A 16617-nucleotide genomic window follows, 5' to 3' on the forward strand; every position below is an offset into this window, starting at 1 on the left:
AGAGACGGAGACGGACGGGGACGGCACCGACCGGACGGAGGCGGACGCCGAGGACGCGCCGACCATCACGGCCCTCGACGACCGCACGATTCGACAGATAGCGGCCGGCGAGGTGGTCGAGCGTCCCGCCTCCGTCGTGAAGGAACTCGTCGAGAACAGCCTCGACGCGGGCGCGAGTCGCGTCTCCGTCGCGGTGGACGCCGGCGGCACCGAGGGCGTCCGCGTCCGCGACGACGGGCGCGGCATGACCGAATCGGAGGTGCAACTCGCCGTCGAGGAGCACACGACGAGCAAGATAACCGACATCGGCGACTTGGAGTCCGGCGTCGGCACCTTGGGCTTCCGCGGCGAGGCGTTGCACACGATCACGGCCGTCTCGCGGACGACCGTCCGGACGAAACCGCAGGGCGGCGAGGCGGGGACGGAACTCCGCGTCGAAGGCGGCGAGGTGACCGACGTGCGCCCGGCGGGGTGCCCGGAGGGAACCGTCGTCGAAGTCAAGGACCTGTTCTACAACACGCCCGCGCGGCGGAAGTTCCTGAAGACGACGGCGACGGAGTTCGACCACGTCAACACCGTCGTCACCCACTACGCGTTGGCGAACCCCGACGTGGCCATCTCCTTGGAACACGACGACAGGGAGGTGTTCGCCACCGAGGGGCGCGGGAGCCTCGAATCGACGATTCTCTCCGTGTACGGCCGCGAAGTCGCGGAGTCGATGATCCGCGTCGACCACGAACCCGAGGCGGAGCCGATAGCGTCGGTGTCGGGACTCGTCAGTCACCCCGAGACGACCCGGAGCACGCGCGAGTACCTCTCGACGTTCGTCAACGGCCGGTACGTCACCGCGCGCGTCCTCCGCGAGTCCGTCCTCGACGCCTACGGCGGGCAACTCGCCTCCGACCGCTACCCCTTCGCGGTGCTGTTCGTGGACCTGCCCGCCGACGCGATAGACGTCAACGTCCACCCGCGGAAGATGGAGGTGCGCTTCGACGACGAGAGCGCGGTGAGAGACGCCGTGGAGGAGGCCGTGAAGTCCGCGCTCTTAGAGGAGGGGCTGATTCGGACGTCCGCGCCGCGGGGGCGGTCCGCCCCGGACGAAACCGCCGTCTCGCCGGAGTCGCCGACCGAAGAGGTGACCGGCGGCGCGGGGCACAGCCCCCAACCCGAATCGTCGGGCGGGCGGACGACGCGTTCCCGTTCGCGTTCGCTCAGCGGGGGCGCCGGACGGTCGGCGCGCGCCGGCGAGGGCGCGGAACCCGAGTCCGCCGCGGGTGCGGCGGGGTCGAACGCGGACGACGACTCGACGCAGACGTCGTTCGAGGGCGTCGCCGAGTCGGCGGACGGCACGGGAGACGGTCCGACCGGCGCGGACGACTCCCTCGACGCCGACGACGACGGCGGATGGACCGCTTCGGCGGACCGCACCGCCGACTCCGCGGAGGCTTCGACGGCCGGTCGGACGGACCCGAACGACGACGACGCGTGGACCGTCTCGACCGGAACCTCCTCGAGCGGGGCAGGGCGGTCGAAGCGCGACTCCGGGCGCTCGGCGTCGTCGCCGGGGAGGGACGCCTCGCACTCGAACGCCAACCCGACCGGAGGGGACGATTCCAGCGCCGACCGGGGTCCGGCGACCCCCCGAACGGAGTTCGGCGGCGTCGAGGGGCCGACGGTGCAACGCGACTTGGACGGCGGCGAGGCGTCGCTGGAACCGGAGTTCGACAGACTGCCGTCGATGCGCGTCCTCGGCCAACTGCACGACACCTACATCGTCGCGGAGACGGCGGAGGGCCTCGTCCTCGTGGACCAACACGCCGCCGACGAACGGGTGAACTACGAGCAACTGCAGGCCGAACTGGACGGCGACGTGGCGACGCAGACGCTCGCGGACCCGGTGGAACTCGAACTGACTGCGCGGGAGGCGGCCCTGTTCTCCGAGTACCGCGACGCCCTCGCGGACGTGGGCTTCCGCGCCGAACGGACGGACGAGCGAACCGTCGAGGTTCGGAGCGTCCCCGCGGTGTTCGCGTCGGCGTTGGACCCGGAACTGCTCCGCGACGCCCTGACGGCGTTCGTCGCCGAGGGCGACGACGGCGGGCGCAAGACGGTGGCGAGCGTGGCCGACGAACTGCTCGCCGACTTGGCGTGTTACCCCTCCGTGACGGGCAACACCTCGCTCACCGAGGGATCCGTCGTGGACCTCCTCTCGGCACTCGACGACTGCGAGAACCCCTACGCCTGCCCGCACGGGCGGCCGGTGGTCATCGAGTTCGACCGCGGGGAGATAGGCGACCGCTTCGAGCGAGACTACCCCGGCCACGGCGGACGGCGGGCGGAGTAGTCCGCGCAGTCCGTCGAACAGACCTCCCGAACTTATGTACCGGTCCGATGAACGGTGGTTTATGAGCGACCTCGTCACGTTCGGGGAGACGATGCTTCGGTTGTCGCCGCCGCACGGCGAGCGACTGGAACGGACTCGCACACTCGACGTCCAAGCTGGCGGCGCGGAGAGTAACGTCGCGGTGGCCGCCGCGCGCCTCGGCGTGGACGCAGTGTGGCTGTCGAAGCTGCCGGACTCCTCGCTGGGCCGGCGCGTCGTCTCGGAACTGCGGAGTCACGGCGTCAGAACCGGTATCGTCTGGGACGACCCCGCCGAGTCGCGCATCGGCACCTACTACCTCGAACCCGGGACCGAACCCCGCGGCACCGACGTCATCTACGACCGGGCCGACGCCGCCGTGACGACGACGGTGCCGGAGGAACTCCCGCTAGGCGCGATTCGCAACTCCGATGTGTTCTACACCAGCGGAATCACGCCCGCCCTCTCGGAGACGCTGGCCGCCACGACGGAACGCGTCCTGGCCGCGGCGCAGGACGGCGAGTCCACGACGACGGTGTTCGACCTGAACTACCGGTCGAAGCTCTGGTCGCCCGCGGAGGCGCGCGAGGAGTTCGAGTCGCTGTTCCCCGCCATCGACGTCCTCGTCGCGGCGGAACGCGACGTGCGGTCGGTCCTCGAACGCGAGGGCGACGCGCCCGAACTCGCCCGCGGACTCGCCGATGACTTCGGTTTCGAGACGGTGGTCGTCACCCGCGGGGAGAACGGGTCCGTCGCCCTCAACGAGGGGCAGGTGTTCGAACAGGACGTCTACCGCGCGGAGACGGTGGACGCCATCGGCACGGGCGACGCCTTCGTCGGCGGGTTCCTGGCGAAGCGACTCCACGGCGGCGGCGTGGGCGAAGCGCTCGAATACGGCTCCGCCGCCGCCTCGCTGAAACGCACCATCAACGGCGACTTAGCGGTCATCTCGCCGGAGGAGGTGGACGCCGTCGTCGAACACGAGGCCGGTGGGATCTCACGATGAACCGGGATAAAGCCGGATTGTCGTGATTTTTCAAAATTAAACGCCGCCTTCCCTAAACTCGTAAAAACATATGTCGTAAATAATATCAACTAGTGACGATTGTTCGTCGAGACGCAATGAAACGCGTAGCAGTGGTGTTGGCAGCGATGCTCGTCGCCGCCGCAGTTGCGCCCGCCGCGGGCGCGGCGACGGCGACCGAAGCACGGGAGAGTTTGGCGTCGGCGTACGCCGGGACGCACGTCGCCTTCGACACCGAGTCGAACGCGGTGACGAACTACACTGTGAACGGCGCGGTGATGATGGATTCGCTCCGCGTCGAAGCCGCAAGCGGGTCCGAATCGTCCGGTAGCGCCGGTCTCGACGCGGACGTCTCGCTCTCGTCGGCGGCGAATATCGGCGGAAGCGCCGTCTCCGTGACGGCGAGTGCGGAGACGAACGCCACCGTCGAAACCGAAAGCGGCGCGACCCTCCGGGCGCACGACAACCCGAAGGGGAGCCTCGTGGTCCGGAGCGGTAACGGGACGCAGGTCGTCCGCGCGAACGTGAGCGACGACGCGACGGCGTCCGCCGAGGGCGACTCCCGCGTCGTCGTCGAACGCGAGAACGCGATGGGCGTCTTCATCGCCGTCGGGAACGCCTCGGTGAACGTCACCGACTCCGGCGACGTGAGCGCACGGGTCGAAGAGGACGGTCGCGTCGTCTTCCGCGCGTACGCCGGAGAGCGCTCCGAGAGCGACGAACGTGCCGAAGCGTTCATCGCCGACGGAACCGCGACGGCGCAGGTGTACGTCGACGAGCGGAACGGTTCCCGGACGACCGACGTGGTGAACTACGATTCGAACACCACCGTCGAGTTCGAGGAGAGTTCCGACGGGAACGTCACCATGACCGTCGAACGGCCCGTCCACAACGGCACCGTGGTGCTCACCAGCGTCTCCGACGCCGTAGTGAACTCCGCGGGCGGCCTGAACGTCTCCGTCGACGGCGAGGCGGCCGCGGAAGCCTCCTCGTACGCGGAACTGACGTCCGCCGCCGACGGCGGCGACCGGTCGGCGTTCCTCGTCGCGAACGAGTCCGCCGACGCCGGCGCGGAGGCGCAGACCGACGTGTACGTGGCGATCAACCACTTCTCCGAGCGAACCGTGACGGTGCAGTCGGAGAACGGGACGACCGAGACGGCCACCGAAACGTCGAACGAGACGGCCGACGCCGCGGCTACGGACGAATCGAGCGAGACGACCGAGGCGTCCGACGCGACCGGATCGTCCCACGCCTCCGAGACCGGCCACGGTGAGGAGACGTCGTCCACGTCCGCGCCCGGGTTCGGCGCGGTGGTCTCCGTCGTCGCACTCCTCGGTGCGGCCCTCGCCGCCCTCCGCCGGTAACGTCCGCGCGGTACCCGGAGCGTAGAGACACTCGGAGTCGCGGCGAACCGCCCGGAGGGTCGGACCCTCCCGAACCGCTATCCGTTCTTTCGAACGCCCCCGTTCTCCCGAACCACTATCCGTTCGCGCGCCTCTGTGTCGGTATGACACACGTACTCGTCGTGGGCGCGTACGGAAGTGCGGGCGTCGCCGCCGCGGAGGGGTTGCTCGACGCGGTGGGCGAGGACATCGACCGCCTGACGCTGGTCGACGACGGCGAACCGGGCGGCGGACTCTGCATCCTCCGCGGGTGCATGCCGTCGAAGGAGGTGCTCTCGGCGGCGGAACACAGGTATCAGGCGCGGCACGACGACAGACTCGTCGGCGACCCCCCCGAGATGGACCTCGAACGGATCGTCGCGCGGAAGGACGAACACGTCTCGGACTTCGCGGCGCACCGCCGGGGTGCCGTTCACGAGATGGCGGAGCGTCCCGGCGTGGAGTTCCGCCACGAACGCGCCGAGTTCGTCGGCGAGCGGACGATTCGCGTCGGCGACGACAGCGTCGAGGCGGACTACGTCGTCGTCGCCACGGGCTCTGAACCGGACGTGGCGGACATCCCCGGCATGGACGAGGTGGAGTTCTACGGGAGCGCGGACACGCTGGACGCGACGGAGTTGCCCGACTCCGCCGTCGTGATGGGGTTCGGCTTCGTCGGACTGGAACTCGTGCCGTACCTCGCGGAGGCGGGGGTGGACGTCACCGTAATCGAACACGACGAACGGCCGTTGGACGAGGCGGACCCCGCCTTCGGCGAGGAGATGCTCTCTCTGTACCGCGAGGAGTTCGGCGTCGAAATCCTGACCGAGACGTACGAACGGCGGGTCGAACCGACCGACTCGGGCGTCCGGTTGCACGTCGAGGGTGCCGACGGCGACCGGTCCGCCGTGGACGCCGAGGGGTTGTTCTGCTTCACGGGGCGACGGCCGAACGTGCGGGGACTCGGGCTCGAACGGGCGGGCATCTCCGTCGGACCGAAGCGGGTTGCCGAGACGATGCGGTCGGTGGACGACCCGCGCGTGTTCGTCCCGGGCGACGCGAACGGCAAAGAGCCCATCCTCCACGTCGCGAAGGAGCAGGGGTACCTCACCGCCGAGAACGTCCTCGCGGACCTTCGCGGGGATGAACTCCGGGCGTACGAGAACGTCCACCACCACGTCGTCTTCTCCGGGGCGTCCGTCTACCCGTACGCCCGCGTCGGCCACTCGGAGGCGTCCGCAGAGGCGGCGGGCCTCGACTACGTGGTCGCACACAGGGAGGCGTCCGACGACGGCGTGTTCAAGACGAAAGCCACGCCGCGCGGACGGGCGACGCTCGTGGCGGGGACCGACGGCACGGTTCTCGGCTATCAGGGGTTGCACTACCACGCGGACGTGATGGCCAAGACGATGCAGGTGGTGGTCGAACGCGGGATGGACGTGCGGACGGTCCCCGACAGGGCGTACCACCCGACGACGCCCGAGATTCTCGACGGCCTCGTCCGACGGGCGGCCGAGAAGGTAGAGCGGGCGTGAACGCCGGCGCGCCGTCCGGCGTTCAGACGTCCGGGCCCGCGCCGCCGACGGCGACGGAGTCCCCGTCGGTCCCGTCGCCGTCGGGCGTCGGCGCGGCGTAGCCGTCGGACGCGAAGCGGTCCCCGGGCGGGCGCGGGAGCGACACGGTGACGGCCGTTCCGACCGACCGCTCCTCGAAGTCGAGTCGGCCGCCGGACTCGGCGACGACCCACCGGACGAACCAGAGGCCGAGGCCGCTGGAGTGGCTGAGCGGCGTCTCGACGCCCGAATCGAGGACGGCGAGTTCCGCCTCGGGGATGCCGGGGCCGTCGTCGGCGACGCGCAGGACGACCGCGTCCGGGCGGACGGTCACGCGGACGGAGACGAGGGGCTCCGGGGAGGGGTTGTGGACGACGGCGTTCTCCACCAGGTCGTCCACCATCGCGTCGAGGAGGGGGACGGTGGAGACGTGCGCCTCCTCGGGAAGGTCGGCAGCGACGGCGGCCTCCGGGTGATCCACCCGAAGGGCGTCGAGTCTGTTGCGGACGACCGCCGCGAGGTCCGACCGCATCGAGGAGACGTCCTCGTTCTCCGCGAGCAACTGTTCGAGTTGGCGGGCCTTCTCGCTCAGGTGGAGAATCTCCTCGGACTTCCGTTCGATGACGGCGGCGCGGCGTCGGGCGTCGGCCCCCTCGGCCTCGCCCGCGGCGATGAGCGAGGCGTACCCTTGGACGACGTTCACCTCGTTGCGCAAGTCGTGGCGGAGGACGCGGTTCAGGACGTGAAGCCGTTGGCTCAACCACTCCGCGCGGCGTCGCTCGGACCGCAGGCGCGCCGCGGTTCGGGCCGCGCGCGCGTCGTAGACGCCGACGAGGAGTCCGACGAACGCGCCGCCGGTCGCCGCGTTGGCGACGAGGAACCACCACCGTTCGAGGGCGATTCCCTCGGCGCGGAGGTACAGCACCGTGAGGACGCCGAGAGCGCCGACGGCGGCGACGGCGGCGAGCGTCCAGCGGACGAGGTGGGCGACGTAGTCGCGGCCCAAGCCGGTTCGGAGGAGCCACCCCGTCGCGAGGAGGAACGTCGCCGACGCGACGAGGGGGCCGAGCGCGGCGAAGAGGAGCGACGCGTAGCCGTGCGTCTCCCCCCGCACGTCGCCGGCGAGGTGGACGACGTGGACGAGGCTCAGAGCGCCCCCGACGGCCCAGAGTACCGCCGGGCCGTACCGCGAGAGTCGGGGGGTCGTCGCCATTCTACCCCATCTGTTCGTTCCCGTCGCATTAGGGTTTCGTCGCGGCGAAGGCGTCGCGGACAGGTGCGAGGTACCACGACCCACGAGAGCGAATACCCATGGGACATTCTACCGACGAATACAAATGCGCCACCCGCATATTCGGCCTGAATATGGCGACATTATCGTTCGAACCGCTGACGTACGAAGACATTCCCGAGGACGAGCGACCGACGCTCGGGCAGGCGCTCGTCCCCATCGTCGGGATGCTCGTCTTCCTGAGCGTCGGCGCGATTATGCTCGACCTCGACCCGCAGATACCGCTCCTGTTCGGTATCGCGCTGACCGGCCTGGTGGGTCGGTACTGGCTCGGGAAGTCGTGGCAGTCGATGTACGAGGGCATCGCCGACGGGCTCCTGATGGGGATGCAGGCGATCCTCATCATCTTCGTCATCTACATGCTCATCTCCACGTGGACGGGCGCGGGCACCATCCCCTCTCTCATCTACTACGGGTTGGAGCTGCTCACGCCGAGGGTGTTCCTGCCGATAGCGACGCTCTTGGCCGCCGGCGTCGCGTTCGCCATCGGGTCGTCGTGGACGACGGCGGGGACGCTCGGCGTCGCGTTCATCGGCATCGGCGCGGGCCTCGGCGTGCCCGAACCGATGACGGCGGGTGCGGTCCTCACGGGCGCGTACACCGGCGACAAGATATCGCCGCTGTCGGACACGACGAACCTCGCGGCGGCGGTGACGAACACCGACCTGATGACCCACGTTCGGACGATGCGCGTCGGGACGGGCATCGCGCTCGTCATCTCCTTGGTGCTTTACACCTACCTCGGATTCTCCGCGACGGGCAGCATCCCGCCGGGCCGAATCGAGACCATCCAGTCGGCCATCGCGAACAGTTACGTCGTCTCGCCCGTGACGTTCGCGCCCCTCGTGTTGACGTTCGCGCTGGCGCTCCGCGGCTATCCGGCGCTGCCGGCCATCACGTCCGGCGTCTTCGCGGGCATCGCGACGCAGATTCTCGTACAGGAACCGCTCACCTCGGAGGGACTGGTCGCGGCGATGGACGTCGCGCAGTCCGGAACGACCGTCGAGACGGGCGTCACCCTCGTCAACGACCTGTTGGCGACGGGCGGCCTCGTCGGGTCGGCGTGGACGATCACCGTCGTCATCTCGGCGCTCGCGCTCGGCGGCATCCTCGAACGGACGGGCATCCTCGCGGTCATCGCCTACCGCATCGGGCAGTCGATAAACAGCGTCGGCGGACTCACCGCGGGGACGGCGCTGTCGGCGTTCGGGATGAACGTCCTCGCCGCCGAGCAGTACATGTCCATCGTCGTCCCGGGGATGAGCCTCCGCGGCCTCTACGACGACTTCGACCTGGACAGCCGGAACCTCTCGCGGGCCGTCGAAGCCGCCGGGACGACGACGAGCGCGCTCGTCCCGTGGAACGCGGGCGGGGTGTACATGGCGACGGTGCTCGGCGTGCCGACGCTGGAGTACGCGCCGTACTACTTCCTCGGCTTCCTCTCGCCCGCCATCCTCATCGTCATGGGCGTCACCGGATGGCGCATCACGAAGCAGAGCGAGGACACGACGGCGGGCATCAAGGGTGCGGTCGAGTCGCTGAGCGACGACTGACGACCGACCCCCTCGGACGCTCTCTTCGCCTTTTCGACCCCCGAACGGCGCGGGACCGAACGCGCTCGGGGAGCGGTTCATGTGTCTACGGTGCGAACGACTCGCATGACCACGCCGACGGTCATCGCCGAAATCGAACTCACCCACCCGGAGTTAGTCCTCACGCGGACGATAGAGGCAGTTCCGGCGATGAAGACGGAGCTGGAGTATCAGGTCGTCGCCGAACCCGGGACGTACTACCTGTTCTTCGAGGCGCACGGCGGGGACTTCGACGCGTTCGACGCCGCCGTCGCGGAGGACCCGACGGTGTCGGACAGTACGGTGATAATCGACGCGCCGGAGCTCCGCGTCTACCGGATGACGCTGACCTCGACGGAGCGACTGGTGCTGCCGAAGGCCGCGGAGTTGGGGATGCGGATACTCACCGCGAAGAGCGGCGAGAGCGGGTGGCTCGCCACGCTGGAGGTGCCCGAGTTGGAGACGCTCAAGGCGTTTCGGTCCCACTGCGCCGAGCGAGACGTGGCGGTGAAGGTGAAACGGCTCTACCACCCGGAGGACAGACGCGGCGCGCAGTACGACCTGACGCCCGTCCAGCGCGAGACGCTGGTCGCCGCCTACGAGCGAGGCTATCTGGAGGTTCCAAGAGAGGCGTCGATACAGGAACTCGCCGAGGCGTTAGGCGTCTCCACCTCCTCGGTCAGCGCGCGACTCCGGCGCGGCACGAAGAACCTCGTCGAGAACACGCTCCTGCGGTGACGACCGTGCCCGAGTCGGTATATAAACACACGAATTATGGAGGCCTCGCGCTCAATTCAGTAGAGACACTACATACTATCGGTGGTTCGTAGCCGTCGGCGCGGAGGACCACCGTCAGAGGCACCCTACACACGCTCGGTTTCTATTTCGTCCGCGCCCCCTCCTTCCGTCGGAATCGTCCGTCTTATTCGCCGCCGCGCGTAAGCGTCGCGCATGGACTTGACGACGACGGGTCGATACCGCGTGTTGGGGCGGCCGCGCGACTCGGACGAACTCCTCCTCATAGACGCCGCGGAAGGAAGTTCCGCGAGCCGCCGGACGGTGTCCGGCGACGTTGATATCGACGCCGACGGCGACGCCGGCGGCGCGGACGCCGACGCCGAGGCGTTCGGCCCGACGTACGTCGCGGCGACGGGGTACGACGGCGAACTCGGCGAGGGAGTCGCGTCGCTGGAGGCGGGGAACCTCGTGGACGCCCGCCTCTCGTGGGCGGACGGCGACCCGCGGTTCGAGTCCGTCGAGGTGATCGCCGAGACGACGTTCGAGTTCCTCGACGGCGTCACGGGGATGTTCGAGGCGGCCAAGGAGACGTGGTGGGCGGCCGAGGCGGACGGCGAGGCGATGAACGGGCGCGTGACGAGAGACACCGACGGCGAACCGAACGGCGCGCTCTACGTCTTCGCGAAGCAGTCCGGCGCGCGCGACCTGTTCGAGGAGTTCAAAAACGGCGTCACGCCGCTCGAACCCCTCGTCGAACGCGCGAACGAGGGCGGGGACCGCGCCCCCGAGACGGAGCAACCGCGCGCGGTGTTCGTCATGCGACCGGCGGACGAACCGTTCCTCGTCGTCTACATCGCGTTCCGGCGCGACGGGATGCTCGCGCGGACGGTTCGGGACACCTACGCCTGAGGCGTTCAGCGGTCGGCGTCAGCCCCACTCGGGGTCCACGGCGGACTCCGGTTCCTCGCCGTCGAGGACGCGCCGAACGTCCGAGGCGACGCGCCGGTTGAGTTCCTCGACCGCCTCCTCGGAGTACCACCCCGCGTGCGGCGAGAGCACCACGTCCTCGCGGTCGGTCAACGGCGACTCCGCCGGGAGGGGTTCCTCCTCGAACACGTCGAGGCCGGCGGCGGCGACGTCGCCCGAATCGAGCGCGGAGACGAGTGCGTCCTCGTCCACGACGGCCCCGCGGCCGGTGTTGACGAGAATCGCCCCGTCGCGCATCCGCGAGAACGCCTCCGCGTCGAACATCCCGCGCGTCTCCGGCGTCGCCGGGGCGTTGACTGACACGTAGTCCGACCGGTCGAGGAGTCCCTCGAAGTCCACGAGCGTTACGTCCGCGTCGAACGCTTCGAGGCCCGACTCGTCGAGGTACGGGTCGTACGCGACCACGTCCACGTCGAACCCCGAAGTCAGTTCGGCCAGTCGGCGCGCAATAGCGCCGAACGAGACGAACCCGAGGGTGCGCCCTCGGAGGCGGCGGAGGTTCCGCGACGGGAACGACGGCCACTCGCCGCGTTTGACCGACTCGTCGTACTCCGGAATCGCCCGTACGCACGCGAGGAGAAGCGCGAGGGCGTGCGTCGCCACCTCGTCGGTGCAGTAGCCGGGGACGTTGGTCACCGTCACACCCGCGTCGGCGGCCGCGGCCACGTCGATGTTGTCGAACCCGACGGCGGCGCGGGCGACGACCGAGAGGTCGAGTCGTTCGAACGCCTCCGCGGTGACGGGCGTCCCGACGTCGGTGATGACCGCGTCGGCACCGACGGACTCGCAGGCCGCCACGAGCGCATCGACTGAGCCGAGTTCCGCGAACGTCGCCTCCGCCGAGGGGCCGAGATGCTCCCGAATCGAGTCAGGCCGAATCATGTGGAAGTCGCTGACGACGACTTGGTGCGACATCTCGTCGGGACGTTCTCCCGGTTCGCACTTCAACGCCCGTTCGATTCCCGCGAGCGGAGAAAGTAGATGGGGCGACAGAGGCGACGAACCAAGGTGAGAGAGCGGAACAGCGAATCGACAGAATCACTCCGGGCACCGGGTCGGAGGCGGGGATACCAGTATTTAATACCGAAAACGCCCTCGATTAATACATGACCGTTGTCAGTGTCTCCATGCCGGAGGAGTTGTTGGAGCGCATCGACTCTTTCGCGGGCGAACACGGCTACACCGGACGGAGCGAAGTCGTCCGCGAGGCCGCCCGAAACCTCCTCGGCGAGTTCGAGGACAAGCGCCTCGAAGACAGGGAACTGATGGCCGTCGTCACGGTCATCTTCGACTTCGAGACGACGGCCGTCGAAGAGAAGATGATGAAACTCCGCCACGAGTACGAGGGACTGGTCGCCTCGAACTTCCACAACCACGTGGGGAACCACTACTGCATGGAACTGTTCGTCCTCGAAGGCGAACTCGAAGACATCTCCAACTTCGTCGGGCGCATCCGCGCCACCAAGGACACCCTGAGCGTCGACTACTCCGTGATGCCCGTGGACGACTTCACCGCCATCACGACGGCGTAAGGCCCCCCGTCAGGCGACTCCGAGCGACGCGAATGCGTCGAACAAAGGAACGAACTGCTCCGACGTCGACGTCAGGAGGCCGAACGCCGTCTCCGCGGGGAGGACTCCGAGCGACGACTCGCGTTCGGGGGCGTCCGAGTCGGAGTCGGCACGCGCCGCCCCTCCGAACGCGGAGTGGTCGTCGCAGACGTACCCGCGTTCGACGGCGTCCGCCATCGAGACGGCGGCGCCGCAGTCGGGACACGAGAGCGTCACGTCCACCTCGACGGCGGCGTCCGCCGCGCCGCGGAGTCGGTCCTTCGAGGAGAGGGACCGCAACGCCGCCCGGGCTTTCTCCTCGACGCGCCCCCGCGCCACGTCCACGCTGTTTACCTCCCAGTCCGTCGTCGCGGCCGCGCGGGGTTTCTCGCCGCCGAGACAGTCGTTGAGGTGCCGACGCATCGTGCTCCACGAGATGAACGCCCGCCGCGCCGACTCGGGGTCGATGCCGTCCCGCCGTAAGTCGTCGGCCACCTCCGCCCGGCGCGCGTCGTCGGCCCCTTGCAGGGCCTCGTACTCGCTTTCGACGCGGACGCCCGTCGCGGTGCGGTCGTGTTCCTCGTAGATTCGCGCCAGCAGACGGCGGTTGAACCACTCGGTCAGGGATTTGTACCCCGCGCTTTCGGCCTCCCCCCGCCCCGTCCACCGAGCGAGGAGGTACGCGTCGAGCGAATCGTACTCCGACGACGGGGCCGCGAGGCCGTACCGGTCGGTCACCACGTCCACCTTACACATTGTCTCGCCGTCTCCGGGTTCGCCGCGGGCGAGTAATAAAACTGCGCCGCCCGCCCGCCGCCGGTGACGCCTCCTTTCTAACAACCGCTTATCCGTTGTCGGCTGTTTCAACCTGTTCTTCGGTGGAAAAAGACTATAGGAAAACCGGCGAAGAGTGTACGTGCCGCGAAAGCGGCGTCGGCGCGACGCGGGTAGTCGGGTCAGTCGTCTCCTCGAACACCGCACCGTTGGCATTCCGTCCCCGAACCCGACCGACGACGACTACCGGTCGCGCCGAGCGACGGCCGCCCCGGTCCGACACGGCGTCCGACTCCCCTGCTGAAGTCAGCGTCGCGTCGGCGGGCGGCGGTCGAGACGGAGACGCTCGTAACGCTCGGAGGCGCGCCCTCGGACACCGCTCTCCGTCTCGCGGCGTTAGCGAACCGTACCGACTTCGTTTTGTGACTCGCGCGGCAACGGAAGCCGTATGAGCACGGGGGAACGTCCGCGGAGGCGGACGCGAGCGACGACGGGCGCGCGTACCGCGGGTCGGACGATACTCGTCGCGCTTCTGGTCTCACTCGCCGCCCGCCCCGCCGCCGCGCACCAGTTCTCCTCGCGGTTCGACGCGCCGATTCCGCTCGAACTCCTCTACGGCGGGGCGGCCGCCGCCGTCGCCGCGACGGCTCTCCTCCTCGCCGCAGTGAACGAGACGCCGACGCTCCGGCGACGACTGGTCGCGGTGCCGCGGGGCGTCGCACGCGCGGCGGCGGCGTCGGCGCGCGCGGCGTTCTTCCTCGCGTTCGTCGGCGTGTTGGTCGCCGGCCTCGCCGGACCGAGGGCCGCCGCGGAGAACTTCGCGACGCTCTTCACGTGGTCGATATGGCTGAAGGGCGTCGGACTCGTCGCCGTCGTCGCGGGGAGTCCGTGGCGGACGCTGTCGCCGTGGCGGACGCTGTACGACGCGCTCTGCCGACTCGAAGGCCGGGAGATACGGCTGCGGTCGTACCCTTCCGGGCTGGGACACTGGCCCGCACTCGCGTGGTTCGTCGTCCTCGTCGGCGTCGCGGAGAACCTCACGCAGGTCCCGCAACTGCCGGCGGCGACGGCCGTCGTCGTCGCCGTCTACGCCCTCGTCACCCTCGGCGGCGCACTCCTGTTCGGCCGCGAGTGGTTCGAACGCGGCGACGTCTTCGAGGCGTTGTACGACCTACTGGGTCGGACCGCCCCCCTGTCTGCGACGCCCCGCGACGGGGAGTGGGCGATCGAACTCCGCGCGCCGTGGCGCGACTGTTCGGCACCGCTCTCGACGCGGACGCTGACCGCCTTCGTCGTGGCGATGGTGTACACGGTCACGTTCGACGGCTTCGCGGAGTCGCCGCTGTATCAGAGCCTCTACTTCGGGGTTCGGGAGGCGTTCGACGTCGGTCCGTCGGTGAGCGTCGTCCTCTACGAGGCCGGACTGTTCGGCTTCCTCCTCGCGTACCTCCTCGTCGTCGTCGCCGTGGACCGACTGACCCGCATCGCCCGGGACCGGTCCGGGGCGGAGGCGGGCGCTTCGCGGGCGGGCGCGGACGCCAAAGCCGACGGCGGCGACGGGTCCGACGCCGCCTCTCCCCCGGCGTCCGCCGCACTCGCGTTCGGCGGGACGCTCCTCCCCATCGCGGCGGGGTACGAAGTCGCGCACAACTACGGGTTCGTGGCGACGTACCTCGGCCGCCTCCCGACGCTGGCGGGGTTCGACGCCGCGGATCCCCTCTGGTGGCTGTCGATTCCGGCGTTTTGGATCTCGCAGGTGCTTTTCATCGTGGCGGGACACGTCGTCGCCGTCGTCGCCGCCGACGCCGTCGTCCGGCGAAACCTGACCGCCCGTCCGTCCGGCGACGGTGACGAGCGAAGCTCGTCGGCCCACTGGACTCCGTCCGGTGACGCCGCGCGCCGTCGCGCCCCGCCGAAGCGGTGGGCGCTTCTCGCGCACGCGCCCCTCGTCGCCCTGATGGTCGGGTACACCGCCCTCTCGCTTTGGGTCGTCTCGCTCCCCGTCGCGGGGTGACCGAGGTGGTCCGACGGCCGAACGCCGACCGAGATGCGGGCGCTTATCTCCGTTCCCCCGCGTAGACGGAGCGATGAGAGTCGTCACGGCCCTCGTAGCACTCGTCGTCGCCGGCGGACTCCTCGCCGTCGCGGGATACGGACTCGTCGGCGCGGACGGCGCCACCCTCTCGGCGTCGTGGGTGAGCGACACCGGCCGCCAGATTTCCTCGAACCACCACGCCGTCGCGGTCGCCGACGGGAGCGTGTACGCCCCGATCAGCGGCGCTGACGGGAGCGACCGGTGCGCCCTCGTCGCCATCGACGCCGAAAGCGGCGCGACGACGTGGCGGTACGGAATTCCGCCGGCCAACTGCACGATTCACTCGGTGGCCGACCCCGCGGTCGCGGACGTGACGGGCGACGGCGCGCCGGAGGTGGTGGCCGCGACGACGGAGAAGGAGGTGACCGGGTTCGACCCCGAGGACGGCGAGGTGACGTTCCGACACGGACTGTCGGACTACGGCTACACCAAGCCCGTCGTCGCCGACATCGCGCCCGCGCCGGGCGAGGAACTCGTCGTCGCCGACGTGACGGGCACGGTGTTCGTCGTCGGCGCGGACGGAACCGAGCGGTGGACGTACGCCTTCGACGAGTACGTCTGGTCGCAACCGGTCGTCGCCGACTTCGACTCCGACGGGGAACCCGAACTGCTGGTCGCCGGCAAGAGCGGAACGGCCGTCCTGTTCTCGGGGAACGGGAGCGTCGAGTGGCGAAGCGCAGTCGCCGACGGCGACGCGGTCACGTGGGCGACGACCGGACAGGCAGACGACGACGCGGCCCTCGAAGCCGTCTTCTCCACCGTCGACGGCGACGCGGTGGCGGTGGACGGGTCCGACGGCGACGTCGAGTGGCGGCGGAACGTCGGGGAGTTCGCCGCCGTGAACGCGTTCTCGGCGGGCGGTCCCGACGCCGCCGCGACGGTGTACGTCACGTCGAAGGACGGGCGCGTGCGGGCGCTCGACGCCGAGACGGGGGCCGTCCGGTGGACGACCGAAGTCGTCACCGAACGCGTCCAGATGATGCCGCCGCCGAGTCTGGGCGACGTGGACGGCGACGGCGCGGCGGAACTCGTCGCGCCCGGAAACGACGGGAGCGTCACCGTCCTCGACCCGGCGACGGGCGACGTGGTAGCGACGTACGCGCGGGACGCGCCCATCTTCGCCCCGGCGACGCTCTCGGACGCGGACGGCGACGGTACGTCGGAGGCGTACGTCATCTACGCCGACGGGCGAGTCGTCCGCTTGAAGTACGAGGCGTCGTAGTTACCCCGTCGCCCCTCTTCCTCCCGTTCGACGGGTGCACCAGAACCCGTATCCCCCCTCATCTC

Annotated in this window: 13 protein-coding genes; 10 read left to right on the top strand and 3 right to left on the bottom strand. The window is 69.5% G+C overall.

Features of this window, described 5'->3' with window-relative positions:
• The first annotated feature begins 64 nt into the window (after positions 1 to 64).
• From mutL to ACFQEV_RS16570, 4 genes are all read left to right on the top strand, one after another.
• A complete protein-coding gene (gene mutL, locus ACFQEV_RS16555) occupies positions 65 to 2344 on the top strand; it encodes a DNA mismatch repair endonuclease MutL (protein ID WP_379699923.1) in 2280 nt (759 codons plus the stop codon).
• Positions 2345 to 2405: 61 nt separating this feature from the next.
• Entirely contained in the window at positions 2406 to 3368 is a 963-nt protein-coding gene (gene kdgK1 / locus ACFQEV_RS16560) for a bifunctional 2-dehydro-3-deoxygluconokinase/2-dehydro-3-deoxygalactonokinase (protein WP_379698436.1), read from the top strand.
• Positions 3369 to 3484: 116 nt separating this feature from the next.
• Positions 3485 to 4753 carry a PGF-CTERM sorting domain-containing protein gene (locus ACFQEV_RS16565; RefSeq protein ID WP_379698440.1) on the top strand — a complete coding sequence of 423 codons (1269 nt, stop codon included), beginning with the start codon at positions 3485 to 3487 and terminating at the stop codon, positions 4751 to 4753.
• A 143-nt stretch (positions 4754 to 4896) separates the two neighbouring features.
• Positions 4897 to 6306: a dihydrolipoyl dehydrogenase family protein gene (locus ACFQEV_RS16570; RefSeq protein ID WP_379698442.1), complete on the top strand. Its 1410-nt coding sequence runs from the start codon at positions 4897 to 4899 to the stop codon at positions 6304 to 6306.
• Between the two features lie 22 nt (positions 6307 to 6328).
• Here the strand turns inward: ACFQEV_RS16570 and ACFQEV_RS16575 are convergent, their stop codons facing one another.
• Positions 6329 to 7537 carry a sensor histidine kinase gene (locus ACFQEV_RS16575; protein ID WP_379698444.1) on the bottom strand — a complete coding sequence of 403 codons (1209 nt, stop codon included), beginning with the start codon at positions 7535 to 7537 and terminating at the stop codon, positions 6329 to 6331.
• 152 nt (positions 7538 to 7689) lie between these two features.
• Here ACFQEV_RS16575 and arcD point away from each other — a divergent pair, with 152 nt between their 5' ends.
• From arcD to ACFQEV_RS16590, 3 genes are all read left to right on the top strand, one after another.
• Positions 7690 to 9168, top strand: a complete 1479-nt coding sequence (arcD, locus tag ACFQEV_RS16580; protein ID WP_379698447.1) for an arginine/ornithine antiporter ArcD — start codon at positions 7690 to 7692, stop codon at positions 9166 to 9168.
• A gap of 105 nt (positions 9169 to 9273) precedes the next feature.
• On the top strand, positions 9274 to 9924 hold the full coding sequence (locus ACFQEV_RS16585; protein WP_379698449.1) for a helix-turn-helix domain-containing protein: 651 nt from the start codon (positions 9274 to 9276) through the stop codon (positions 9922 to 9924).
• A gap of 213 nt (positions 9925 to 10137) precedes the next feature.
• Positions 10138 to 10833, top strand: coding sequence for a DUF6663 family protein (locus ACFQEV_RS16590; RefSeq protein ID WP_379698452.1), 696 nt, complete (start codon positions 10138 to 10140; stop codon positions 10831 to 10833).
• Between the two features lie 18 nt (positions 10834 to 10851).
• Here the strand turns inward: ACFQEV_RS16590 and ACFQEV_RS16595 are convergent, their stop codons facing one another.
• Positions 10852 to 11826 (bottom strand): C-terminal binding protein, encoded by a 975-nt coding sequence (locus ACFQEV_RS16595; protein ID WP_379698454.1) that lies wholly within the window; start codon positions 11824 to 11826, stop codon positions 10852 to 10854.
• A 191-nt stretch (positions 11827 to 12017) separates the two neighbouring features.
• Here ACFQEV_RS16595 and ACFQEV_RS16600 point away from each other — a divergent pair, with 191 nt between their 5' ends.
• A complete protein-coding gene (locus ACFQEV_RS16600) occupies positions 12018 to 12443 on the top strand; it encodes a CopG family ribbon-helix-helix protein (RefSeq protein ID WP_092537807.1) in 426 nt (141 codons plus the stop codon).
• Positions 12444 to 12452: 9 nt separating this feature from the next.
• Here ACFQEV_RS16600 and rdfA read toward each other — a convergent pair whose 3' ends face one another.
• Positions 12453 to 13217 carry a rod-determining factor RdfA gene (gene rdfA, locus ACFQEV_RS16605; protein ID WP_379698457.1) on the bottom strand — a complete coding sequence of 255 codons (765 nt, stop codon included), beginning with the start codon at positions 13215 to 13217 and terminating at the stop codon, positions 12453 to 12455.
• Between the two features lie 466 nt (positions 13218 to 13683).
• On the opposite strand from rdfA, the gene ACFQEV_RS16610 reads away from it, so the two are divergent.
• Positions 13684 to 15249, top strand: a complete 1566-nt coding sequence (locus ACFQEV_RS16610) for a hypothetical protein (RefSeq protein ID WP_379698460.1) — start codon at positions 13684 to 13686, stop codon at positions 15247 to 15249.
• Between the two features lie 73 nt (positions 15250 to 15322).
• Positions 15323 to 16552 (top strand): outer membrane protein assembly factor BamB family protein, encoded by a 1230-nt coding sequence (locus ACFQEV_RS16615; protein WP_379698463.1) that lies wholly within the window; start codon positions 15323 to 15325, stop codon positions 16550 to 16552.
• Positions 16553 to 16617: the final 65 nt, after the last annotated feature.

The organism is Halopelagius fulvigenes, from assembly GCF_042662625.1.
Taxonomy (GTDB): Archaea; Halobacteriota; Halobacteria; order Halobacteriales; family Haloferacaceae; genus Halopelagius; species Halopelagius fulvigenes.

What these genes read in the sequence shown, in the direction of transcription:
- ACFQEV_RS16575 (WP_379698444.1), bottom strand. Translation starts at nt 7,537, where the DNA reads ATGGCGACGACCCCCCGACTCTCGCGGTACGGCCCGGCGGTACTCTGG.
- ACFQEV_RS16615 (WP_379698463.1), top strand. Translation starts at nt 15,323, where the DNA reads ATGAGAGTCGTCACGGCCCTCGTAGCACTCGTCGTCGCCGGCGGACTC.
- ACFQEV_RS16585 (WP_379698449.1), top strand. Translation starts at nt 9,274, where the DNA reads ATGACCACGCCGACGGTCATCGCCGAAATCGAACTCACCCACCCGGAG.
- ACFQEV_RS16590 (WP_379698452.1), top strand. Translation starts at nt 10,138, where the DNA reads ATGGACTTGACGACGACGGGTCGATACCGCGTGTTGGGGCGGCCGCGC.
- ACFQEV_RS16565 (WP_379698440.1), top strand. Translation starts at nt 3,485, where the DNA reads ATGAAACGCGTAGCAGTGGTGTTGGCAGCGATGCTCGTCGCCGCCGCA.
- ACFQEV_RS16595 (WP_379698454.1), bottom strand. Translation starts at nt 11,826, where the DNA reads ATGTCGCACCAAGTCGTCGTCAGCGACTTCCACATGATTCGGCCTGAC.
- kdgK1 (WP_379698436.1), top strand. Translation starts at nt 2,406, where the DNA reads ATGAGCGACCTCGTCACGTTCGGGGAGACGATGCTTCGGTTGTCGCCG.
- arcD (WP_379698447.1), top strand. Translation starts at nt 7,690, where the DNA reads ATGGCGACATTATCGTTCGAACCGCTGACGTACGAAGACATTCCCGAG.
- ACFQEV_RS16570 (WP_379698442.1), top strand. Translation starts at nt 4,897, where the DNA reads ATGACACACGTACTCGTCGTGGGCGCGTACGGAAGTGCGGGCGTCGCC.
- ACFQEV_RS16610 (WP_379698460.1), top strand. Translation starts at nt 13,684, where the DNA reads ATGAGCACGGGGGAACGTCCGCGGAGGCGGACGCGAGCGACGACGGGC.
- rdfA (WP_379698457.1), bottom strand. Translation starts at nt 13,217, where the DNA reads ATGTGTAAGGTGGACGTGGTGACCGACCGGTACGGCCTCGCGGCCCCG.
- ACFQEV_RS16600 (WP_092537807.1), top strand. Translation starts at nt 12,018, where the DNA reads ATGACCGTTGTCAGTGTCTCCATGCCGGAGGAGTTGTTGGAGCGCATC.